This is a genomic window from Paenibacillus sp. SZ31 (genome assembly GCF_012912005.1).
Taxonomy (GTDB): Bacteria; Bacillota; Bacilli; order Paenibacillales; family Paenibacillaceae; genus Paenibacillus.
Genome location: NZ_JABBEA010000003.1, coordinates 268,607 through 291,601, shown reverse-complemented (window position 1 = coordinate 291,601; position 22,995 = coordinate 268,607). Strand labels below are relative to the sequence as shown.

The following is a 22,995-nucleotide window of genomic DNA, read 5'->3' as shown; positions in this document are numbered from 1 at the left end:
TGAGGAGGATGCATTTCATGATTAACGTCATTCCATCCGATGCCCGCTCCAGCTTCGATCGAGGCTGGCTTCGTGGCAGTCACAGCTTTTCCTTTGGAGAATACCAGGACCCGGAGAATACGGCGTTTGGACCGATGCGAGTAGCGAACGACGATGTGATTGCGCCTGGTCGCGGTTTTGGGGCTCACCCGCATAGTGACATGGAGATTGTATCCATCGTACTGAACGGCAAGTTGCGACATGAAGATAACCTGGGGAATGTAGCTGTTACAGGCTTTGGTGGTATTCAGCGAATGTCAGCAGGCAGTGGCATGATTCATACCGAGCATAATGCATCCGACACTGAAGAAGTACGTCTGCTTCAGCTCTGGTTCATGCCGCATACGAAAGGGTTGCAACCCTCCTATGAGACCACATCATTTGATCCAGCAGCACTGGCAGGAAAGCTTGTGCCTATTGTATCGCCAGACGGAGGTCCAAGAGTTGCGACCATTCATCAGGATATGACGATCTACCTTGGCCGTTTGACCAAAGACGAGACATTAACCTTTAATCAGGATACGGGCCGCCGGATGTACATTTTCTCCATTGAAGGCAAGCTGGAATTGAATGGAGAGCACCTGTTGAATGAAGGAGACACGGCTCGTGTGGAACAGCGGGATTCAATAGAGCTGCAAGCAAACGAAGACACGTTCTATATGATCATTGATCTGCCGTAAATGGCTGATGGAGTGAACTCCAAGATGAAGGAGGATATACACTTATGGCGCAACAGGAATGGTTTATGGTTAAACATGCGGTGACTGGACGAGGACTGGCGAATAGCAAAACAGATGCGCTGTCCTATCGGTTCCAACAGGAAGGCACAGGTTTTATATTTACCGTTACGGGCCTGGACGAGCAGACTGTGGAACAGATTGTGAAGCTCAGACAGGAACTGAACGTATTTCGTTTCGTTCAACGCAAGGATCAGCCCCTTTTGAAGCACTGGTACTACGTGGAGGGTGAACGTGTAGAGTATGACAGGGAGCGTCACACGCTAAGCATCTACGCGAAGTCGGAGATTCGTTATGTCCCTGAAGATTATTTTGCCGATTAACTAAAAATAGATTGAACAGGTTTTGGAATAGTTAAGGAGGTCTCTGTTAAATACAGAGGCCTTTTTGCTGTTTGCATTCAGAGGAATCATTCGTAATTTTGCAAAAAAGACCACATAATTCCCAGCTGTCTGGCACAAGCTACCTTGTATAAAAAACAAGAACGGAGGGGCGGCATATGGCAGACAAAACATCTGGGAAAGACAAGTCCCGACAACCTGAACGAAATTCAGAAGAAAAAAAACATATCCCTCTGGGACTGCCGTCCCCGCCTTTTATTCGGCAGCCGATCAGTACGATACATGAAACTCAGATTAAAGCAGTGAAGGAAATCTTCTCCGATTGTTCGGATGTGGTGTTTCGCAACGTCATGATTACGCCGGAAGTCAAAGGACTTCTGGTCTATATCGAGGGCATTGTGAACTCGGCTGATATCCAGGAGCATATGCTGCGTCCGATTATCCGAGGGCTGGTACAGCAGCGTACAGACGAACCCGATGTTCCATTGGATGATACAACCGTTGAGCTGACGCAGGTGAAGCGGGTTGAAACCTGGGCTGCTGCGACAGAAGGGGTGCTGGCATCCTCCGCCCTTCTGGTGGTAGATGGAAGTAGCGAAGCCTGGATGTTCAATGTTAAAGGCGGCGTCAGACGTGGGGTGGAGGAACCGCAAACGGAGTCTGTGATTCGGGGACCACGGGAAGGATTCACCGAAACACTCCGTGTCAATACGGCTTTGTTGCGGTTCAAGCTGAAAACTCCCTCTCTCAAGATGGTGAGTATGACACTCGGTACAGAAACCAAGACAGATATCGTTCTGACTTATATGGAGGATATTGCTGATCCGAAGTTGATACGGGACGTGAAGAAACGCCTGGAAAAAATCAAGATTGACGGCATTCTGGAGTCGGGTTATATCGAGGAACTGATTGAAGATCACCCGTATTCTCCATTCCCGCAGATGCACTATTCCGAGCGTCCGGATACGGTAGCAGGTAACCTGTTGGAGGGGCGGTTTGCCATTATGATAGACGGCACTCCCTTTGCGCTGATTGCTCCAGTCACGATGTGGCAGATGCTTCAGGCCAGTGAGGATTACTATGAACGATTCTTCATCAGTAATCTGGTGCGCTGGATTCGCTTTTTATTCGTAGCTATTGCTCTATTTCTACCCGCTTTGTATATCTCGATCACGACATTTCATCAGGACATGTTACCCACCACGCTGATTCTCAGTATTGCCGGTGCACGGGAAGCGATCCCTTTCCCGGCTTTGGTGGAAGCTCTCATCATGGAGCTATCGTTTGAAGCCCTCCGGGAAGCCGGGGTCAGGTTACCGAAAACAGTGGGTCAGGCCGTCAGTATTCTCGGTGCACTCGTGATCGGACAGGCCGCAGTTCAAGCGGGGATTGTGTCGGCACCCATGGTTATTATTGTATCGATGACAGGTATAGCTTCCTTCACGATCCCGCGGTTTAACTTTGCGATTACGGTGCGTTTACTGCGATTTCCCATCATGTTGCTGGCAGGCATGCTCGGACTGTACGGCATCGTGATTGGTTTGGTCCTGATCTCGGTGCATCTGACACAGATGACTTCGTTTGGTGTGCCTTATCTGTCAGGTCTTAGCCCGTACAGTAAAACAGATACCAAGGATATTCTTATTCGTGTGCCGTGGTGGAAAATGATCAATCGTCCTTCTACAGTTCAGGATAACCAGAAACGGATGAATGAAAAGATCAATGGTTCGCCTGAAGCTGAGGAAGGATGGTGAACAGATGCAATTCATGTATAAGTACCGGGCAGTGATAGTGCTGTTGTTATGTACCACGTTTATTTCAGGTTGCTGGGATCGTAAGGAGATTAACGATGTTGCCTTTGTGATTGGCATAGCCGTCGATAAGGAGGGTGAAAATTACAGATCCAGTCTGCAGATTGCGCTTCCAGGTCAATCCGGTTCTTCCGGTAGTGAAGGAGGCGGAGGGGGCACAAGTGGGGATAAGTCATGGTTCATGTTGTCCAACACCGCAAAGACACTGCGGGGGACTTCACTTGAGGGTCAAAAAGCGCTATCTCGTAGGATTTATTATGCGCACCGCCGAACCATGCTCATTGGAGAGGATCTTGCCCGGGATGGCGTGGCCTCCATGCTCGATTTGTTTACACGGTACCCGCTTAACCGATTCTCAGCATTGCCAGTCGTTACCAAAGGTGAGGCGTACGCCGTGATGGATACGGATGCACCTATAGAAAAATTCCCATCCGAGATGGTGAGAGAACTATGCTTTTTAAATATGCGGAATCCGCGTTCACTCAAAACGTTTATAGATGCCATTCTTAGTGATGGCGTAGATCCCTTCCTGCCGGTCGCTTCGAAAGTGGACAATGTTCCGAAAGATTGGAAGGACGTCAAAACAAATATTAAGCTGGATGGATTGGCCGTGTTCAAGAAAGACAAACTGGTTGGCATGATAGACAAGGCCCCCGCCGATGCACTGATCCTCGCTATGGGGGAAGCTAATGCGCCGGAAGTTATGGTCAAGTCTCCACGCGGAGAAGGAGATATATTCATCAAGCTGAACGAGAACAACTCTTCACTGCACCCCAGTATCAAGAATGACAAGGTGACCGTGACCATTCAATTGTATGCCAAAGGCGTGGTTGTAGATAACGAATCCAACTACGGTGATCTGCGTGAGACAGAGATTCTGAAACTAAATGACGCGATTCACAAAAAAATAAAAGAGGATATCGTTGAAGGTGTTCGATTAATTCAAGGAAAATATCGTGCGGATATTCTCGGAATCGGTCGGTCTATTCATCAGCACTTGCCTAAAGAGTGGGACAAAATGAAGGATCGATGGGATGATATCTACCCTGATGTTGAGGTGAACGTTATCCCGCATGTCATTATTGAAAATGTAGGGGTAGTCAATAAACCGATCGGTGTCGTTGAGGAGGATATCATACATGATTAAACCACTTTTGTTCACCTATTTGGGGATGGTCATCATTGTTATTGTGATGGATTTCAGACATCTGAAGCAGGCGGCAGTTATTAATCGCTGGTTATCCTATGGTCTGATTGCATTGGGATTAGGCATTTGGTTATATATAACCCATTTGAGCAAAACCTTTTTTGTAGCGGTATGGATCAGCCATGTTATTCAGCGATTCTTACCGTTACCATAGATGCAGACTAAGGATGTTGCGGAGTACAGATTGAATGATAAATGATGGAAAGGAGGTATGGTATGAATCAGAGTGTGACTCATCGACAGATCGTGTTGCTCGTGCTGCTGCTCAGTATTACGGGTACATTGATTCAACCCCATGCACAGGCCATTTTTTATGCGGAACAGCACGCTTACCTCTCGTATGTGCCAGTCGTTCTGGTGATGATTGTATCGATGTGGATGATCAGCCGGGTTCAACGGAGATTTCCGAACCAGGATCTGTTTGAAGCGCTAGCTGACAGATTCCCCTTGTTGGGGAGGCTCGCAGGCGTAATGTACATTCTGTTTTTTTTCTTTGTATTTGCAAGAGATATCCGATTAATTGGTGATTACGTCAGCATAACCTTGCTAGAGACGACACCGATTTCCATTGTAGTATTGTCACTCATGATTATGGCGGTATTTATCGTCAGAGGTGGACTTGGTTCATTGATCGGCATGTCAGAATTGTATGTTACCTTGTTCCTGCTGAACTCTGTAATTGTGCCTTTCATGCTGATTCAGCAGGTGAATATGGATAATCTGATGCCCTACTTTCATGTCGATCCGGTGGGTGTAGGCAAAGGGAGTTGGTACATATTTTCTTTTTATGGAGAGATGATCGCATTGCCTTTCGTCGTCAAGGGCAGTGATTTTCGCTTCAAGCCTGTGCTATGGGGGATAATTATCTCGGGATTGCTGATGATGCTGATTATGGTGGAAACCATCACGTCGATTGGTGTACCTATCGCCTCCAGACTGGTATACCCTTCGTATGAACTGGCAAGGCAGCTGCAAATCAGTGACTTTCTGGACCGGTTTGACCTAGCACTTGCAGCGGCAACTTTGCCTACCATGATTACGAAGATTGCATTTGATCTGTATTTTGTCTGTTGGGGATTGAAGCGAATGATCCCGAACGTATCGGGAAAGGTCATGACAGGTCCGGTCGCGCTGGTGGGTTTTGTCTGTGCCTTCTGGTTTTTCAGAAACGCAATTCAGCTCTATCGATTTACCCGGGAATGGACATGGATCGCCATTGTATTTGAAGTGCTGTTTCCTCTCGTGCTCTTTCTTTTCCTTCGCCCTCGCAAAAAGAAGACACAAGAATCGAAAGATTCCGTGAAGGACGTGGAGAAAGGACGGCAGGATTCTCACGGTGGAGAACTCCAGCCTTCCTGATGCATACCATCAAAAATCCTTATATATGAACGGGCAAAAAGAGGGGAAGTGCAGTTTCCCTTCGCAGAAGTACCCTGTATACTGTAGTCAGACTGATGAACATTCGGCTGAACTAACGGGGGGAACATGAATGGCTCAACATTTGGCAGGTGTACGTGTAGCATTGACAGGACCACGAAAATCGAAAGAAATGTCCTTACTGGTTGAAAAAATGGGTGGTATTCCGCTTGTGCGACCGGCACAGGGAACGGTATTTCTGGATGATCGGAGTATCAGGGACGGGCTCGTATCCTGGATCTCGGACCCGCCGGATTGGGCGGTATTGACCACGGGCATGGGATTGGACGCGTTGTTTGAGATGGCTGAGGACATGGAAGTGGCGGGGAAATTACTCGATGCGTTGTCGGAATCCCCGATTGCAGCCAGAGGGTACAAGACAGTGAATGCCCTCAAAAAGCGCAAGTTAATGCCACTGGTACGGGATGATGATGGCAGCACGGACGGGCTTATACGTGAATTCGCCTCCCACGATCTTAAGGGTAAAAAGGTCATGTTGCAGCTTCATGGGGAGACCGCTCCCAAACTTGTAGCCTGGTTGGAAGAACAAGGAGCGATCGTTCGACAAGTACTCCCTTATCGGCATGTACCGCCGGAAGCGGCAGAGCTGGAACAGCTTTTGAATGAGATTGTACAGCACGAGGTTGATGCTGTTGCCTTCACGAGCGGACCTCAGGTCCGGTTCCTGACCGAATATGCGGCTTCGCAGGACAAGCTTGAACCGATGCTTGCAGCCTTCAGACAAGGCGTAATCCCTGCCTCTGTAGGGAAAGTCACTGCAAACTCCATGCGTGAAGAAGGCATCGAGGCACTGGTCATTCCGGAAGAAGAGAAGATGGGCGCACTCATCGTTGAGCTTGGACGTTACTTTGCAGCAGGGCGTGCGGCCAAGATTAGAGATTAGTGGCCTGGTTTTAGATCAGTTCGACAAAAAGCTTTTGGCGTCGCTTCATGAATAAAGAGTGTGCATTAACCTTAACCGCATCGCTATATGATGCGGTTTTGTTTAGATTATAGAATGTATACGTTACAACTAAAACACGAATGTACATCCTTGATAGTGTTTCGATCAGAAGCTTTTCTTATCTCGAAGACAAGGTGGAAATGACGATGACCATTGTAGATCGTAACGCCAGGCCCCGACTTGGGCGGTGGGTTTCCAGAGGAGTTTGCAGCAGAAATCGCCGGTAACCAAGAGTTCTTGGAAGGACTTAGACTGGCAGCACAATCCAACATGCCTTTATTTGCCGAGTGTGGTGGTTACATGGTACTTGGAGAAACGTTGACCGACCGTGAGGGAGTTACTTTTGACATGGCGGGCATTATCCCCGCACAGGTGCAGATGCAGAAGAAGCGCGCTGCGCTTGGCTACCGTGAAGCGAGTAGCGTTCAGGATTCCTTTTTGCTGAAAAAGGGTGAAGTACTTCGGGGTCATGAATTTCATTATTCCACGATGAGCTATCGTGATGAAGAAACGATCCCTTATGCGTATGAGACCAAGGGGTTGCGTGGCTTGAAGCAAGAAGGGTATGCCGCAGGCAACATTGTGGCGGGGTATACACACGTTCATCTGGGCTCTTATCCGGCAGCGGCTCGAAGATGGGTGGAGCATTGTCTAGTCTATCGACAGGAGCGATATATGCAGAGATAATAGCAGCTATTTATAGCTCAAATAGATAGCTGAATTCAATAAGCAAAATGGCTCTAATCTCGCTTTTGCCTCCTGAGTCTTTGGTCGTGAAGTTGGCGATCCCATTCTGAATTAAAGGTTTTCAGATGAAAATGTGGAATGAATAAAAGACAGAATCATTATGCGAGGGAGGGACTTCGTGATGAGAACCGTATGTGTAACTGGAGCTGCCCGGGGTTTGGGATTGGCTTTGACGGCACAGATGCTCAAGAGAGGTTATCTCGTGTATGCGGCGGGTCTGGACGTGGAAGATTCCGAGGGAATTCGTGTGCTTGCAGAAGGGTATCCAGACCATCTGCGCGCGATCGAATTGGATATCTCGGACGACCTGTCGGTAGCTCTGTTCACAGAGACATTGAAGCTGGATACGAATCATTTGGATATGCTGATCAATAATGCGGCTATACTAGGAAGTATTACGGATCATATCCGCGGGCCGTTGAATATGGCGGAGATGGCTGAAGTATTTAATGTGAACACCTTAGGTACACTGCGTGTGACTCATTCCCTGTTACCCCTCCTTCTTCAAGGACAGGTCAAGCTGATTGTTGATATTTCTTCCGAGGCTGGAAGTATAGAGCAATGCAGTCGGGATGGGTGGTATGCCTATTGTATGTCCAAAGCTGCTTTGAACATGCAGGCCCGTCTTGTGCACAATGGTCTGAAGGATGAAGGCGGACAAGTGATGCTTGTGCATCCCGGTTGGGTACAGAGTTATATGAGGGGCGAATTGGATGTTGCTGCGGATCTCACGCCCGAGCAATCTGCACAGCATATCGCAGTACTTATCGACCGCCATGAACAGTTTAAAGGAGATCAGCCCGCATATGTGGACTACAAGGGAGAGAAGCTCCCCTGGTAGTTGGTTTTATACAGTGAGGTGAACAAGAAAGGAGATTAATTGAATGGATCATCGTAAAAAAGCACTACTACTTGGCGATTATACACATCCGGATTGGCACCCGCTTCAGGGGGTGGATGCGGAGATTAGCCGAATTTTCCATGATACTATGACTGTGCAGTGCAGTGAGAATCGGAATATGCTGCTGCAAGAAAATATAACCGGATTTGATGTATGTATCTCATACATGGACGATTGGAAGGGGAAAGTCTCTCCACAGCAGACAGCAGGTTTGTTGTCCTATGTAAGTAATGGAGGTGGACTGGTCATTATACATAACGGCATTTCGCTCCAAAATCGTTATGAGCTCAAACAGATGATCGGTGCCAAGTTCCTGCATCATCCGGCGTATGCACCGCTTGAATTCACTGTAACGGCGGAAAGCCATCCCGTGACGGAGGGCATTTCGAATTTCACAATGGAAGAAGAGCCGTATCAGTTCGAATTTGGTTCTTTTGCCGAAACGAAAATATTGCTGGAATATCAATCCGAAGATGGACCAAAGCCTGCGGTTTGGGCACATCGATATGGTGTTGGACGCATTGTTTATCTTATGCCGGGTCACCATGTGCCGTCTTTTGCGCACGAAACGTACCGTAAATTACTCTTGCAAGCAGGCAAATGGGCTGCTCGTTACGTCTGATTGGACGGATATTTTTGCATGCGGAGTATAAGGGGTATAATATAGAGATCAACGAAGAGGAGGATGACAAAAATGAGCGATTTGTTCAAAAAGGCGATCTCGTTAGGGCTTGGTCTTACTGTCGTAAGCAAAGAAAAAATTGAGAAAACCGTGGATGATTTGGTCAAGCGCGGGGAACTTGCGCCTGGTGAATCCAAAGCGTTGGTTGAACGCCTGTTGGAACGGGGCGATGAAGAGCAAGGCCAGCTCAAGCGGGTGATTCAGGAACAGGTTAAACGAGTGCTTCAGGAAGCTGGTGTAGCATCCGAAAGTGATGTAACCAGTCTGGAACAGCGCGTTGCCGTCCTGGAGAAAAAACTTGCCGAACTGGGCCACTCACCACAGCTTCAACCTGATGAATCCCCGGCTCCACTTGAAGTTCCTCCTCCTCTCAAAGGAAACGAGATCGAGTAGATGGCAGTGCGAATCAAACATGTCGGCAGATACCGTGAAATTGCCATGGCGCTAGTGCGTCATGGCTTCGGTTATATGGTCGAGGAGTTGGGCTTGTTCCAGCTGCTGGCTCTGCCCAGACGGTGGATGTCGCGTGAAGCACACACCACCAAAACGTTGAGTGAACGCATCAGGCTTGTGCTGCAGGAGCTGGGGCCAGCTTTCGTCAAGCTGGGGCAACTCGCAAGCACAAGGGCAGATCTATTGCCTGAGTCTGTCATTCGCGAGCTGGTGAAGTTGCAAGATCAGGTCCCGCCGTTCTCTTCCGAGACGGCACGGGGTATTTTGGAACAGGAATTGGATACACCGCTGGAGGAGATCTTTTCCCGGTTCGAGGATACCCCTGTAGCTGCGGCCAGCATTGGACAGGTGCATCTGGGCAAACTTCAAAGCGGTGAATCGGTAGCTGTCAAGATTCAGCGGCCAGGCATATCGCGTATTGTGCAGCGTGACCTGGACATCTTACGTGAGCTGACAGCCATGGCGGAGAAGCGCTGGGATTGGGTGAAACAATATCAGATTCCGCAAATGGTAGAAGAATACGCTCAGGCGTTGATGGCCGAGCTGGATTATACGGTCGAAGGCCGGAATACGGAAAAGATTGCACAGCAATATCAACAGGACAACAAGGTCAAAATCCCGACAATATACTGGGACCAGACTTCATCACGTGTACTCACTATGGAGTATATCGAAGGTATCAAGCTCAATGATCGTGAAGAACTGGTCAGACGCGGTCATGATCTGAATAATATTGCCGAGCGGCTGGTGGATTCATTATTGAATCAGATCTTTATCCAGGGGTTCTTTCACGCTGACCCCCATCCGGGCAATCTAATGGTATTGAAGGATGGACGTCTTGCTTTTATAGACTTCGGCATGGTGGGCAGTCTGAGCGATGAGATGAAACAACAACTCGCTTCGCTTATTATTGGGTTAATGCGCAAAGATACGGACAGTATGATCCGGGCGATTGAGAAATTGGGCATGATGCCAGATGACATGGACCTGCGTGGGCTTCATGTGGATTTGGACAAGTTGCGTACTAAATATTACGATATTCCCTTTTCCAAGATCAGTGTGGGTCAGGCATTGAATGATTTATTCGGCGTAGCCCAGAGGCACCGGGTTGTGATGCCTGCCGATATTCTGCTGCTCGGTAAATCGTTGCTGACGATGGAAGGTGTAATCGAACATCTCGATCCTTCATTGAGCATTGTAGATATGGCCGAGCCCTTTGGGCGGAAGCTGATCAAGGAACGTTTTAGCGCAGGAAGAATCAAGAATCGCTTGTTCCGCAGTGCGGCTGATATGGCCGAGAGTGTCATTGGTCTGCCAGGGCAGTTAAGGCAGTTATCATCCATCATTAGCAAAGGCAAGCTGAGGCTGGAGATCAGTGTCCCTGAACTCGATGCACTCATGCGTAGAATGGACCAGATTAGTAATCGGCTGTCTTTCAGTATCGTGTTACTCGCCTTTTGTATCATCATGGTGGGATTGATTATCGGTTCGTCGATCAGTCATCAATCCACGATGCTGTGGGATATTCCGGTCATTGAGATTGGTTTTCTGGTGGCGATTCTGATGGTGGCTTTCCTGCTCTATTCGATCTTCAAATCGGGAAGATTCTAGAAACAGCATGACACCACAAGAGTACCCGTAAAGAGACTTTCATTAAAGGATCTTTACGGGTTATTTTTGTAGTATTTTGCATAACTCTATAGAGATGAAAGGGTGGGGTACTTTGAGAAAGATGGTCAGTAACCTTGTTTTAACGTTTCTAACCGGGATTGTTGCTTATTATCTAGTGGCACGGACCCTAACCCTAAGTGCGATATGGGTCAGTCTGGCAGCCACAGGCATTGTCGCTATGTTCTATCTGGTTCCGTATTGGATGAAGAGAGGCAGAGAGAGCTGAAACTAGAGCCTAGATGCCAATGCAGAAATATGTGAAGCGCCAAAGATCGGATCATCTGGGTGGCGAAACCTTTTGCAACAGTGAGAGTATTTTTTGTGAATAGAGCATGGGTGAGTAAATTATAGAAAGATTAAGATAATAGGAGATAAGGTTCTGTTTTTTCGGCTTAACTGTGTTAGTACATATCCGGTCCTGTGACTATAATAATAGGTCAGTACATTAACGGACCCGGTTTTTCTGAGAGGGGAAAACCATTGACATCAGGATCAGCTCCTGATGTCGCACGAGTAAGGCAACTGAGGCAGTAATGGGAACACCAGCGGTACACACTGGAACGGAAAAGACTTGAGTGCTCATTAACCCGTCAAGGCTATACGGATGGTAAAGAATGATGCAGCTCAGGCAAGAGCATAGGCGGATCATACGGAGAGCAATCCGTTGTTTTGTGCTGTCCTGGGTAGTTGGTTAGTGTGAACGGCTTCCGTTACTCTTCAGTAGAATTGTCCATTATGAGGAAAACACGTAGGAGGAACGGCAAGAACATATGAATACTTTAAAACAACAATGGTTTGGCAACATTCGCGGAGACGTGCTGGCAGGCATTACGGTAGCGCTGGCGTTAATTCCGGAAGCCATTGCGTTCTCCATCATTGCAGGTGTTGATCCGATGGTCGGGTTGTACGCTTCGATTACGATTGCGATTGTGATCTCAATTGCAGGTGGAAGACCAGGCATGATCTCGGCGGCAACAGGTGCCATGGCGGTACTAATGGTTGGACTCGTCAAGGATTATGGCGTGGAATATCTCTTTGCGGCGACGATTTTGACGGGCATTATCCAGTTTCTACTGGGCATATTTAAGGTTGGGCGGTTTATTACATTTGTGCCTCATTCGGTACTGACCGGATTCGTGAATGCACTGGCTATCCTGATCTTTATGGCGCAGTTAACCCACTTCACGGGAGCGAACTGGATCATGTATGCGATGGTGGCGGGCACGTTGGCAATCGTCTATATTTTGCCACGGTTTTTCAAAGGCGTTCCAGCTCCACTGATTGCGATCGTCGTGATGACGATTATTACCGTGGTGTTTCATTTGGATGTAAGTACGGTAGGCAATATGGGGAATATAACGAGCACTTTGCCGATGTTCCACTTGCCGAATATTGCGTGGACCTGGGACACGCTGATGATTCTGCTGCCATATTCATTCACCATGGCACTGGTTGGTTTGCTGGAATCCTTGCTGACCGCAACCATCGTGGATGAGATGACCGAGACCAAGAGCAGCAAGAACCGTGAAGTTCGTGGTCAGGGTATCGCAAATTTTGTGAACGGCTTGTTTGGCGGTATGGGCGGCTGTGCGATGATTGGGCAGTCGGTCATTAATGTGAAGTCTGGCGGACGTGGAAGATTATCTACGTTTACTGCGGGTGCGTTTCTCGCGATCCTGTTGCTGCTGTTTAGCGGTGTGGTGAAACAGGTACCGATGGGTGCGCTCGTCGGTGTGATGTTTATGGTGTGTATCGGAACATTCGATTGGAGTTCCATCAAAAATATTGCTCGCGTGCCGCGCGCGGAAGCCTTTGTCATGATCGTGACGGTGGCGATTGTGGTCTATACTCACGATCTGTCGATCGGGGTCATGGTCGGCGTTGTGCTCAGTGTGCTGCATTTTGGCTGGAAACAGACCAAGATCCGTGTACAGGCGAGCCAGGAGCAAGGGCAGAAGGTATATCGGGTTCACGGACCATTCTTCTTTGGCTCTTCGTCACGATTCGTGGATGAGTTCGATGCAGAGGCCGATCCGAAGGAAATCACGATTGATTTCGGAGGGTCACATATCTGGGACAATACTGCGGTTGTGGCTATTGGCAAAGTGAAGTTCAAATACGCGAAGCTTGGTAAAACCGTGCACCTACGAGGGTTAAACGAAGAGAGCACTCGCATTCTTGAACGGAGTGGGTTTGCTACAGCGGGCGGGCACGGTTCGTAACTTGTTTGCAACGAAGGTTCAATGTCAAAACGTAGTTACGCAGACAAGGTGAAAAATTAAAGTGAGCGGACATTAGACATCCCTATGTAGTAGACAACATAAAAAGATACTTTTTAATCAGCGGCGCACTTTTTCCCAATGTAAATCAGGGAGAGGGCGTCGTTGTTTTTATTAGAGAATGTGGTGTGTACAGCGAAGAAGAAGGAATAGTAGTAGTTCTAGTGGCAGTTCTAATGGTAGTAGTGGTACTTCTAGTAGAAGTATAGGTAGTGTTGATTATTTTTGGTTGTTGTTCCTAGTTCTAGTTTTTGTAGTAGATGTTATGGTTCTGGTAGATGTGTTATTGCTGTAGCTGATGTTATTTTGTTGAAGCTTGTGTCCTTCAGTGTGTATAAACTCTAACGAACCTGGCACGTCTTATATGAGGTTATTTGATGTTTTCGTTATTCTAACGAATCTCAAACATCTTATTTTGCCGATTTCGCCAATAATGAAGCGCTTCCGCAGATGTTTCCGGGTAATAAGGTGGCTGTAGTTCGTTAGAAATTCCAGAAGGCTCTAAATGTCGATATAGGGTGTCCTCAATTCGTTAGAAATTAGTAGTCGAGGGAGTTTGTTTCATCTTGAGAGTTAAAAGGTAGCTCCGATAGTTACTCTCAAAACCATCCTCAAACTCACTTGGTTGATACAAGTCACGCTGATCTTGGAATTTTGTGCTACAAGTTGGGGGTGTAAAGCTGTATCCCCTTTTGTTTTGCTTGACTAACGTGTAAACTACAGGGTATGGAGAAGAAGAGCAACGAGTGGATTGCTTTTTAAAAAATTCATTTCATAATTATGATTGATATAAGGAAAACTAGTCTTGATGGCAGATACTGATACTAAGGTCATTATGAAATGGACTTATCTAAATGAATATACAGAGGTGTAACGATTGGCAAACTTTGAACAACTGGGCATTCGCCCGGAATGGTGCGAGATCCTGAAACATCAGGGAATCGCCGTGCCGACTCCGGTACAGGAGCGTTCGATTCCGGTACTGCTGGGTGGACGCGATATTATCGCTGAGGCACAGACAGGAACAGGGAAAACGCTGGCATTTTTGCTGCCGATTATTCAGAAAATTAACGTATCCGACCGTTCCCCGCAAGCGCTGATTATCGCGCCTACGCGTGAGCTTGCGCTGCAAATTACGGAAGAAGCGAAGAAGCTTACTGCTAACGACGATAAACTGCACGTGCTTGCCGTATACGGCGGGCAGGATGTGGACAAGCAACTGCGTAAATTGCAGAACGGTACCCAGATCGTTATTGGTACACCGGGTCGTCTGCTGGATCACCTGCGTCGGGGCACGTTGAAACTTGATAATGTGAAAAAACTGGTGCTGGATGAAGCAGACCAAATGCTGCACATGGGCTTCCTGGACGATGTGGAGACGATTCTTAGCGAGCTACCACATAAACGTCAGACAATGCTGTTCTCAGCAACGATGCCGAAGGGTATTCGCAACCTGGCGAAGACCTACATGAAAGATCCGGAAGATGTAAAAGTATCTTCTCAATCTGTTATCCCGATCAAGCAGATTCGCCAGCAGGTGCTGGAATGTACGGATCGCGGTAAGCTTGAAGCTCTTCGCGGCATGATTGATACGTATCGCCCATACTTGGCGATTATTTTCTGCCGGACCAAGCGTCGTGCATCCAAGCTGAACCAAGATCTGCGTGAAGCAGGTTATGCAAGTGATGAACTTCATGGAGATCTGTCCCAATCCAAGCGTGAGAACGTAATGAAAGCGTTCCGCGATGCCAAACTGCAAGTACTCGTTGCTACAGATGTAGCTGCACGTGGACTTGATGTTGAAGGCGTAACGCATGTATTTAACTACGATATGCCGCATGATGCGGAAAGTTATATCCACCGGATCGGTCGTACGGGCCGTGCAGGCGGTACAGGTCTTGCTGTAACGTTTGCAACAGAGCACGACAGACCAGAACTTGCACGTATTGAACAAGGTATCGACCAGAAGCTGTCCCGTATCCAGTGGACGAGCGAAGGTCCAATTGCTTCAACTGGAGCAGCTAGACGTTCCATTAACAGTCAAGGGGATGACGAACGTTCAGGCGGACGTTCTTCCGGAACTGGTAGTGCCCGTCGCGGTGCAGGCCGTAACGATCGCAGAGACGGCGGACGTGGGGGTCGTGGTTCCCGCGGTGGCGAAGGTGGCCGCAGTGAAGGCGGACGCAGTGGTGGTCGTAGTGGTGGCCGCAGCAGCGACAGCAGTCGTGGTGCAGCAAGCCAAGGTGGACGCGGTGCGGGTCGCAGTGGCGACGAGCGCAGCGCAGGTCGTGGTTCCGCGCGCAGCAGCGACAGCAGTCGCGGAGCAGCGGGCCAAAGCGGACGCGGTGCAGCTAGCAGCGGCTGGGCTGGCCGTAGTGCCGACAAGCGCACCTCCGGGCGCAGCAGCGAAGGCTCTCGCCGTCCGGAATCCGCAGGACGCGGACCGGCGAAGGGTGACCGTCGCGATTCTCGTCGCGGACGGTAAAGCCTTGACGCAAGCGGCGATGTAGCCGCATCCGCGCAGGCACCATGCCATGCCACAGGGATTGGCATGGCACATATGAGAGGGTTCGGGTACAGATGTACCGAACCCTCAGATCAAGGGTCGCGACGGAACCATGTCGCGGCCCTTTTTCAATAGGACAGATGCTCATTTCCGCTTATTCTTTTTGTCATCTGCTAGTGCCTGTTTGATCCATGGAAGATGCCATTTAGGTATTCCCCATCTAGTTTTTCTTTTTGTCCGTGTACTGCGCATAGCACTCGGCATACTGCCATAAACTTCAAAACACCTCATCCTAGACCTAAGGATGGGGTGTTTTTGGATCAATTCTTATATCATTAGAAGCATAACCTTCGATCCGTGGTGCGGACGTGCATGCAGGGGTGGATGAAATTGCAGTCGTCTATATACACGGAGTGAGTTTGCACTAAACTACGTTTTTCTTTCTCAATATATCATCCCTACACATGAACATCTGCGTATTGATCTCGATATTTCTCGTTGTACACCCGGCCTACCGACTCTGCCAGTCCCCCACGTGCCTTGCTCGGATAGCGTTCAATCGTGTGATAGAGCCGCATGAATCGATCCTTGGGCATAAAGCGGGCGTAGCGGGTAATAAGACTAGGGAATAACTCAATATATTTGCTCTTGCGCACGGCAGCTGCAGCTACGGCTGTAAGAATCTGAATCCCGTTGTGTAGCTGTAAAATGTTCACTTCATAGGTAGCGATATAACGAATCGCATCTTCACGGATCAAATCCGGCTTAAGCCGTGCGATCTCACCGATATATTCAGCGAGCAGCCGCTCAAAACTGCTCAGCAGCAAGGGCTTGAGCTGCAGATCCATATCACTGCGCAGGACAAAGGATTGTAACAGCGCAACCTGTTGCAGTCGAATCCGGTCATTGTAGACGAGTGATCCGATCTCGCGGAGCATCTCATAGGCAAGTGCTTCATCCTGCTTTCGAGCTTCGGCGACCAGAGCCCAGTTGCGGTTAATACCCTGGCGGATGAGTTCCTCATCCTGTTGCAATGTTCGCTTCAACTCGCGCTGCTGCTCTACCTCGAACGAACGTTTCTGCATGAAGATCAGTAAGGCCAGAAGCAGCAGGGAAACACTGGCCGCCGCCATGGTCTGATCTATGGTTTCACCAAAATAGGTAGCCGCTGCACCGAACAATATCGTAATGAACAGGTCGCGTGCAATGCGGCGTTTTACACGGGAAGTCGCTTTCTCCTGAACGGAGTTCAGAGTACCCCGGCCACAGGCCGTGCACTCATCTTCCCACAGGCAGGTATACTGTCCACAACGTGAGCAGACTTGCAACTTTTCATAGGCATAGGTGGTTCGATGAAATGGTCGTATGGATACAACTAGTTTAGTACTCATGCTCAATCACGCTCACCATTCAGAATAGTGTAGAGGGTACGATCCGTGTCTTCGCGGGAGACCGGTTTCCGCCGATGAAGCTGGAGTGCAAAACCCTTTATCATGACAAAAAGAAACAATATGGCGAGGCATCCGTATGTAACCATAATCCGTTCCCTTCTATAGCTTGGTAAACAAGCGCTGTTATATTGCAGTTTGCTGGCAATAACTATATCATATTTCCATAGTTGGTGCTTTTGTGCCAGTTACAGGTGTGAAATCGTCGATTTTTGTCAGTCATTACAAAACTGTAACTCAAGATAGGGGTGCTTTTCAGAAATTATTAGTAGACTGTTAAGATTTCCTTAAGGCTTGACGCCTATAATAAACTATTCCCATTTTAATCTCAAACGTGAAGGAGTACACCTAATGCTGCGGACACGCAAAATACGCTGGCTCAGCGGAACGATGGTTCTACTGGCAATTCTAACGCTACTGCTACCTCAAGCGTTGCTGCCACAAGCTGCAGCGGCTCAGGCACAGACAAGCGGAATCGATGCGGTACTTGTAGCCGATGTAAGTAATTCGATGAATACAAGTGACCGTGACAAGATCAGTAATGAAGCCATGAAAATGTTTATTGATATGCTGCCGGTCCAGGGGGACAAGGTAGGGATTGTCGCTTATACCGATCAGGTGGAGCGGGAAAAGGCTATGCTGGAGATTCAGTCCGATGCGGACAAGAGCAGTCTGAAAGATTTTATTGATCAGCTCGGCCGGGGGCCATATACCGATGTCTCAGTTGGTTTAGCCGAAGCCGTCAACATACTGAATCATGGTGCAGACCCATCCCACTCGCCAATGATCGTGCTGCTGGCGGATGGGAACAATGACTTTAACAAAACCAAAGGCCGTACACAGGCACAATCCGATGCTGATCTGGCAAAAGCCGTGAAGGAAGCACAGGATCAGGGTATTCCGGTGTATACGATTGGATTGAACGCCGATGGCAAGCTGAACAAGAATGCACTCGCAGACCTGGCCCAGCAGACCGGAGGCAAGTCATTCATTACCGATACGCCGGATGATCTGCCACAGATTCTGAGTGAGATCTTCGCCGATCATGCCAAACTGAATGTGGTGAAGCTGCCCTCTGTAACGGGAAACGGCAGTTATCAGGAAGTTACCGTGAATGTACCGAATGACAGTGTATTGGAAGCAAACATTTCGATCATGTCTTCGAAGCCGGTGGAAGTGCAATTGACGGACCCTTCCGGACAAGCCGTGGACCTGAACTCGGATGCAGCCAAGCTCTCGACGTCGAAGAGTTATTCACTCGTGAAGCTGTTGAAACCCCAAGAAGGAGACTGGAAACTTCGGGTAAAAGGGGCTCCGAAAGACAGCATCGATATCAACCTGTTGTTCAACTATGATCTTCAGCTCGTTGTGGACCCAATTAAGACCAAGTCCTATGCCAAAGGGGACAAGGTTGATCTTGCAGCCAAACTGGAGAATGGCGGTCAGCCACTTCAGGATAATGATCTGTATACAGATATGAAGGCCACGCTGGTTGTGAAAGATGTGGATACAGGTAAAAGCGAGGAACAACCGCTGGAAAACACAGGTTCTGGTTTTGCCGGAACGTTTGAAGTACCAGACAATCATAACTATGAATTAGTCATCCGTGCGGAAGAAGACAGCTTCTACCGTGAAAGTGCGCCAATCACGATCAACGCGAGCGGAGCAGCTGGAAGTGGATCTCAACCAACAACGTCAGGCGGTGAACAGGACAAGCCGTTTCCTTGGTTGCCTGTCATCCTGGGTGTTATAGCTCTGATTGTGGTCGGTGTTGGTGCCTGGTTCTTGATGGGCTGGCTGAAACGCAAAAACCGGGGATTTGTAGGCCAGATGGTCGTGGAGATTCGTGATGAGAATACGGGAGATAAGTCATATCCACAATATAAAAAGCTGGTATCCTTCCGCGGCAGATTTCATCTGCATCAGTTGTTGCAACTGGACCCTGAGCTGAAGGAAACCGAAAAATATGTATTTACGCCCAGCAATGGGGATCGAATTATAATCCGTAACACCGCAGGCGGTACGCTGGAGAAATCCGGTCGTGCAGTAGATGCAAGCTCAGGCGTTGAACTGAAGAACGGTGACCGACTGAGCATCCCGCTGCAACAGGCGGACAAAACGATTTTGATTGAATATCTGGTGTGAAGGATTATTTGATTTAAGTTGATTGTTTAGTTTAAAAGGATGCCAATAAAATTTGGGACCAACTGTTTACACGAGAACGCAGAGGACAGAAATAACGTGAAGAAGCGGAAGCGTTCGCCTTTATCCCCGGATTTTCACTTTGTAAAAGTGAATTGAAAAAATCTGGGGATAACAGCGATCGGAATGTTATTCTGTCATCGGAGTGGCAAGTGTAATGAAGTTGCAGTTCCAACTTTGTTAATCAAAGGAGGACATGGAATGAAACCGATTGTTAGAGAACATATTCAGCAACTGGATGTATCACTTGGCGGAGGTATTGTCAGTGAGAAGATCAGAGTTGATACGATTGATAACCCCATTCTGATTATTGGTCTGGGAGGAACGGGAATTGATGCGTTGCTGCGTCTCAAATATCAGATCAACCGTCGTTTCAAGCTGCCACAAGACCCGGTATCCAAGAAAAAAATGGACAAGCCGGACAATGTGGAGTTTCTGGCTTTTGAGACGAACGAACAGGATCGCGCCAAAAAGTATAAAGGGATCGGACTTGATCCGATTAATGAATTCGTGCTGCTGTCCAATGCCGAGATTGGCGGACTTCTTCAAAACCGCAGCGTGCTTGAACCGTATATTACGGACTGGCTGTCTCCAGAACTAAGCATCACGGATGGTATGAACGGCGCCGCAGGTGTACGTCAGGCTGGACGTCTGCTCCTGTTCACGAAGATTAATCAGGTCGTGCAGGCCATCGACAAAAAGATCAAAACCTTATCCGTAGGTACCAACAAAAAGTTGATGGTGTTCCTGCTGACAGGTCTGTCCGGCGGTACTGGCAGCGGCTGTTTCCTCGATATTTCCTATATCGTGCGCGGCATTATCGAACGGGATCACGGCTCTGCCGGGATTGACCGCGTGAATACGCTGGGATATCTGTTCACGCCAGACGTGAACCTGTCCAACAAAAGCTTGAGCGAACACACTCGTGAATACATTCGTAAGAACGGATATGCTGCGCTCAAAGAGCTGGATTACTGGATGAACGTGGATAGCCGCGGTGAGCGGTTTACACAGAAGTACGGCAATATTTTAACAGTCAACTCACCACTGCCGCCATTTAACCTGTGTCACCTGATCTCTGCGACGAATACCGAAGGTAAATTGCTGGAGAACGCCTACGATTACTGCATGAACGTCACGGCCGAGAACATTACCAACTTCATGGCAAGTGAAGAGAAGCAGTCGGGTGAGGAGTTTGCAATCCATGATTATATCAGCAACATCCGGACCAACATTGCACAGATGAACAAGGTGTACCCGGCTAACTATGATTACAACATCATCGGTGCTTCTTCGGCTGTACTGCCAATTGAAGAGATGACCACGTATCTGGCGTATCGCATGTTCGACAAAATGAACACCATGTTCTCCAAAGCACCGAATCAGGAGGATACCGAGAAGTTTGCCCGCAAGCTGGGTATTGATCTCGAAAGTGTGGTCAAGTCCTTCGAAGCGCGCGTGCCTGAGCCGCTGCCTGGTTATCAGAACAGCGAGCGTTTATCCTATGGCAACGTGGTGAAATCACAGGTTGTGAATATGGATACCGAACTGGAGCAGAACTTCTTGGCTCGTGCTCGTGAAGAATATATCAAGGCGAAGAAACAACTGCCGGGTGAGATTGCGGGTCAGTTCACCGAACAGATCCGGCGTATGTTTTTGCATCCCGAACAAGGTCCGTTCTATGTCTCGCGTCTGATTTATACGGAAAAAGGTTTCTGTGTACTGAAGATGATTCAGTCGTACATCGAAACGCTGCGTGAGAATGCCTTCCGCATTCCGCGTGATATTGAAGCAGCTCAGGAGCAGTCCGAAGAGAAGCTGGGCGATGCGAAGAGTGCTTTTGTCTCCAAAGAGAAGAAAAAGAATGCTTATATTGAAGCAAAAATTCATGAGTACTGGCTGCACGCCGACGTGGAACGCAACGATCAGATGATCGAGTTCTATGAAGATCTGTATGAGTTGCTGAACCAGGAGAACAGCCGCATTTATAACGTATTTACCGAAACGCTGAATGCCCTTAGCTCGATATTCACGAAGAACGGTGATCTGCTGACACGCGGCGAAGAACAAGCCGATCACAAAGGCAACAAAACATATTATTGGAACGTTGTAAGTGTACCGGATATCGTCAGTGTGGTGGACGGGCTGTTGGATAAGCGTGATACAGATGATCTGATCCGTGACTTCTCTCGTGAATTGCTGGAAAACTCCAGCCAGTGGGTGAAAGAAAACGAGATTGATATCGTCAGCTCCATCTCCGACTTCCTAAGTGAGAAATTCGGTGATCTGATTACCCGTTCCATGGAAGATTTCCTGGTGATCAAATACGGTCAGGATGAGTCAGTCGAGAAATTCGTGGAACGTTTCATTGCTGGCAAGTTGGATGATGAGGCTGTTCCGGTGTTCAATCTGAGCAACAGTACAGGCAGTCTGCATTTCCCTTCATGGGGATTTGTATCGGTACCGGCACAGGCGCCAGGCATTCTGAAAGGGATTCGCAATTATCAGAACAATGCGGTAGGCAAGTCTCATTTTACCGTCAAGGAAAGTGAAGTGCGTAACCGGATATTCTGGCTGAACACCCGCAACGGGGTACCACTCTTTGTGTATACACCGCTCAAAGTATATGAGGAAAGTTATGAACGTACCATTTTGGACAAAGAAGGCATTGGTCGTCACTTGGTGCAAACGGAGAAAAACAACTGGACCTATCTGCCGTCTCCGATTCCAGAAAAATCATGGGGAGATGTGTATGAGAACGCCCGCGTGAAGCAATATAACGCTCGTGTGCGTAGCGAGTTCGAGCAGGCGCTCGGATACAACATCGTGACAGCCAAATCCATTGATGAGAATACAAGCAACCGGTATGCGATTGTGACGACAGAAGCATTTGATTTGTCTGCCAAACTGGGAGCCTACGACATGCGTCTGACGTCCACTACACCGAACCTCGGCGAAGTGAAGCGGGCCGTGATCGAGCTGAAGCGTCTGCAGTCCGAAGGGTTGCCGCGTGTAGGAGTTAAGGATATTTTCGGCAGTATTAATGAAGATATGGCCAAAGAAAACCTGGTACGTTCTCCGCAGCTGATCGCACGTGTACGAGAGGAACTGGCGAAGATGAATGCCATCTCGGCCAAAGTTGCGGAACTCGAAGGAATTCTTGCCCAGTACCAGGACGAGGAACAGTGGTATGACCGCTTCATCGAAGCTTTATATACCGACACCATCGTCAAAAAAGGTGCGCTCTACGTTTATGACCGTGACCCGGAAGAAGATGCATGGGATCCATTCGCGAACCTGATGAAGAGCCGTAACTTTGCCGAGTATGAAGTGTTTGGCAACTTCCGCGGTCTGGCGGAGAAGGATCGCAGTACATTGCTGCGCAAAGCCTCCCGCCGCGATAACGATCTAACTGCTTCAGAGGATATCACCCCACTGCTGACGAAGTTGGATGATCTGGCTGCGCTGTTCATGGAATCACGTGATCGTCTGGAATATGAGCGGGTAGAACTAGCTAATGGAGAAGACATCTATCAGTTCTACAGAACGATGTCGTCCAAGCTGAATGACATTCGCAGAAGGCTGAAGTAA

General features: G+C 48.4%; 19 protein-coding genes. 17 read left to right on the top strand and 2 right to left on the bottom strand.

Annotation, left to right across the window (positions count from 1 at the left end; genetic code table 11):
• The first annotated feature begins 17 nt into the window (after window positions 1–17).
• The 15 genes from HF638_RS08715 (at window position 18) to HF638_RS08645 (ending at window position 15,733) form a co-directional block, all read left to right on the top strand.
• Complete coding sequence (locus HF638_RS08715; RefSeq protein ID WP_169479858.1) at window positions 18–719, top strand: pirin family protein; 702 nt, start codon at window positions 18–20, stop codon at window positions 717–719.
• A gap of 44 nt (window positions 720–763) precedes the next feature.
• Entirely contained in the window at window positions 764–1,099 is a 336-nt protein-coding gene (locus HF638_RS08710; RefSeq protein WP_169479857.1) for a hypothetical protein, read from the top strand.
• Between the two features lie 176 nt (window positions 1,100–1,275).
• Entirely contained in the window at window positions 1,276–2,871 is a 1,596-nt protein-coding gene (locus HF638_RS08705) for a spore germination protein (RefSeq protein WP_169479856.1), read from the top strand.
• Between the two features lie 4 nt (window positions 2,872–2,875).
• Window positions 2,876–4,075: a Ger(x)C family spore germination protein gene (locus HF638_RS08700; protein ID WP_169479855.1), complete on the top strand. Its 1,200-nt coding sequence runs from the start codon at window positions 2,876–2,878 to the stop codon at window positions 4,073–4,075.
• Complete coding sequence (locus HF638_RS08695) at window positions 4,068–4,289, top strand: hypothetical protein (RefSeq protein WP_169479854.1); 222 nt, start codon at window positions 4,068–4,070, stop codon at window positions 4,287–4,289. The genes HF638_RS08700 and HF638_RS08695 overlap by 8 nt, the downstream gene beginning before the upstream one ends.
• 62 nt (window positions 4,290–4,351) lie before the next feature.
• The gene (locus HF638_RS08690) at window positions 4,352–5,494 is read left to right on the top strand and encodes a GerAB/ArcD/ProY family transporter (RefSeq protein WP_169479853.1); all 1,143 of its coding nucleotides are present in this window, start codon (window positions 4,352–4,354) and stop codon (window positions 5,492–5,494) included.
• 130 nt (window positions 5,495–5,624) lie between these two features.
• Window positions 5,625–6,455: a uroporphyrinogen-III synthase gene (locus tag HF638_RS08685; protein ID WP_169479852.1), complete on the top strand. Its 831-nt coding sequence runs from the start codon at window positions 5,625–5,627 to the stop codon at window positions 6,453–6,455.
• A 240-nt stretch (window positions 6,456–6,695) separates the two neighbouring features.
• Window positions 6,696–7,202, top strand: a complete 507-nt coding sequence (locus tag HF638_RS08680) for a hypothetical protein (protein WP_211175555.1) — start codon at window positions 6,696–6,698, stop codon at window positions 7,200–7,202.
• Between the two features lie 181 nt (window positions 7,203–7,383).
• The gene (locus tag HF638_RS08675) at window positions 7,384–8,103 is read left to right on the top strand and encodes an SDR family oxidoreductase (protein ID WP_169479851.1); all 720 of its coding nucleotides are present in this window, start codon (window positions 7,384–7,386) and stop codon (window positions 8,101–8,103) included.
• Window positions 8,104–8,146: 43 nt separating this feature from the next.
• Window positions 8,147–8,785, top strand: coding sequence for a ThuA domain-containing protein (locus tag HF638_RS08670; RefSeq protein WP_074092596.1), 639 nt, complete (start codon window positions 8,147–8,149; stop codon window positions 8,783–8,785).
• Between the two features lie 72 nt (window positions 8,786–8,857).
• Complete coding sequence (locus HF638_RS08665; RefSeq protein WP_062836874.1) at window positions 8,858–9,238, top strand: phasin family protein; 381 nt, start codon at window positions 8,858–8,860, stop codon at window positions 9,236–9,238.
• Window positions 9,239–10,909 (top strand): ABC1 kinase family protein, encoded by a 1,671-nt coding sequence (locus HF638_RS08660; RefSeq protein WP_169479850.1) that lies wholly within the window; start codon window positions 9,239–9,241, stop codon window positions 10,907–10,909.
• A 112-nt stretch (window positions 10,910–11,021) separates the two neighbouring features.
• On the top strand, window positions 11,022–11,195 hold the full coding sequence (locus HF638_RS08655) for a hypothetical protein (RefSeq protein ID WP_169479849.1): 174 nt from the start codon (window positions 11,022–11,024) through the stop codon (window positions 11,193–11,195).
• A gap of 544 nt (window positions 11,196–11,739) precedes the next feature.
• Window positions 11,740–13,191, top strand: a complete 1,452-nt coding sequence (locus HF638_RS08650; RefSeq protein ID WP_169479848.1) for a SulP family inorganic anion transporter — start codon at window positions 11,740–11,742, stop codon at window positions 13,189–13,191.
• Between the two features lie 934 nt (window positions 13,192–14,125).
• A complete protein-coding gene (locus HF638_RS08645; protein ID WP_169479847.1) occupies window positions 14,126–15,733 on the top strand; it encodes a DEAD/DEAH box helicase in 1,608 nt (535 codons plus the stop codon).
• A gap of 479 nt (window positions 15,734–16,212) precedes the next feature.
• On the opposite strand, the gene HF638_RS08640 is transcribed toward HF638_RS08645, so the two are convergent.
• Window positions 16,213–17,145, bottom strand: coding sequence for a hypothetical protein (locus HF638_RS08640; RefSeq protein ID WP_169479846.1), 933 nt, complete (start codon window positions 17,143–17,145; stop codon window positions 16,213–16,215).
• Window positions 17,146–17,147: 2 nt separating this feature from the next.
• Window positions 17,148–17,291: a hypothetical protein gene (locus tag HF638_RS08635; RefSeq protein WP_167350926.1), complete on the bottom strand. Its 144-nt coding sequence runs from the start codon at window positions 17,289–17,291 to the stop codon at window positions 17,148–17,150.
• 262 nt (window positions 17,292–17,553) lie between these two features.
• Between HF638_RS08635 and HF638_RS08630 the strand changes: the two genes are divergently transcribed.
• Together HF638_RS08630 and HF638_RS08625 are read left to right on the top strand one after the other, a co-directional pair.
• Window positions 17,554–19,347, top strand: a complete 1,794-nt coding sequence (locus HF638_RS08630; RefSeq protein WP_169479845.1) for a vWA domain-containing protein — start codon at window positions 17,554–17,556, stop codon at window positions 19,345–19,347.
• 258 nt (window positions 19,348–19,605) lie between these two features.
• Window positions 19,606–22,995 carry a tubulin-like doman-containing protein gene (locus HF638_RS08625; RefSeq protein ID WP_169479844.1) on the top strand — a complete coding sequence of 1,130 codons (3,390 nt, stop codon included), beginning with the start codon at window positions 19,606–19,608 and terminating at the stop codon, window positions 22,993–22,995.

Coding starts and splice junctions, on each gene's coding strand:
- HF638_RS08630 (WP_169479845.1), top strand. CDS start 17,554: ATGCTGCGGACACGCAAAATACGCTGGCTCAGCGGAACGATGGTTCTA.
- HF638_RS08695 (WP_169479854.1), top strand. CDS start 4,068: ATGATTAAACCACTTTTGTTCACCTATTTGGGGATGGTCATCATTGTT.
- HF638_RS08685 (WP_169479852.1), top strand. CDS start 5,625: ATGGCTCAACATTTGGCAGGTGTACGTGTAGCATTGACAGGACCACGA.
- HF638_RS08705 (WP_169479856.1), top strand. CDS start 1,276: ATGGCAGACAAAACATCTGGGAAAGACAAGTCCCGACAACCTGAACGA.
- HF638_RS08640 (WP_169479846.1), bottom strand. CDS start 17,145: ATGAGTACTAAACTAGTTGTATCCATACGACCATTTCATCGAACCACC.
- HF638_RS08625 (WP_169479844.1), top strand. CDS start 19,606: ATGAAACCGATTGTTAGAGAACATATTCAGCAACTGGATGTATCACTT.
- HF638_RS08660 (WP_169479850.1), top strand. CDS start 9,239: ATGGCAGTGCGAATCAAACATGTCGGCAGATACCGTGAAATTGCCATG.
- HF638_RS08670 (WP_074092596.1), top strand. CDS start 8,147: ATGGATCATCGTAAAAAAGCACTACTACTTGGCGATTATACACATCCG.
- HF638_RS08675 (WP_169479851.1), top strand. CDS start 7,384: ATGAGAACCGTATGTGTAACTGGAGCTGCCCGGGGTTTGGGATTGGCT.
- HF638_RS08650 (WP_169479848.1), top strand. CDS start 11,740: ATGAATACTTTAAAACAACAATGGTTTGGCAACATTCGCGGAGACGTG.
- HF638_RS08700 (WP_169479855.1), top strand. CDS start 2,876: ATGCAATTCATGTATAAGTACCGGGCAGTGATAGTGCTGTTGTTATGT.
- HF638_RS08715 (WP_169479858.1), top strand. CDS start 18: ATGATTAACGTCATTCCATCCGATGCCCGCTCCAGCTTCGATCGAGGC.
- HF638_RS08635 (WP_167350926.1), bottom strand. CDS start 17,291: ATGGTTACATACGGATGCCTCGCCATATTGTTTCTTTTTGTCATGATA.
- HF638_RS08665 (WP_062836874.1), top strand. CDS start 8,858: ATGAGCGATTTGTTCAAAAAGGCGATCTCGTTAGGGCTTGGTCTTACT.
- HF638_RS08690 (WP_169479853.1), top strand. CDS start 4,352: ATGAATCAGAGTGTGACTCATCGACAGATCGTGTTGCTCGTGCTGCTG.
- HF638_RS08710 (WP_169479857.1), top strand. CDS start 764: ATGGCGCAACAGGAATGGTTTATGGTTAAACATGCGGTGACTGGACGA.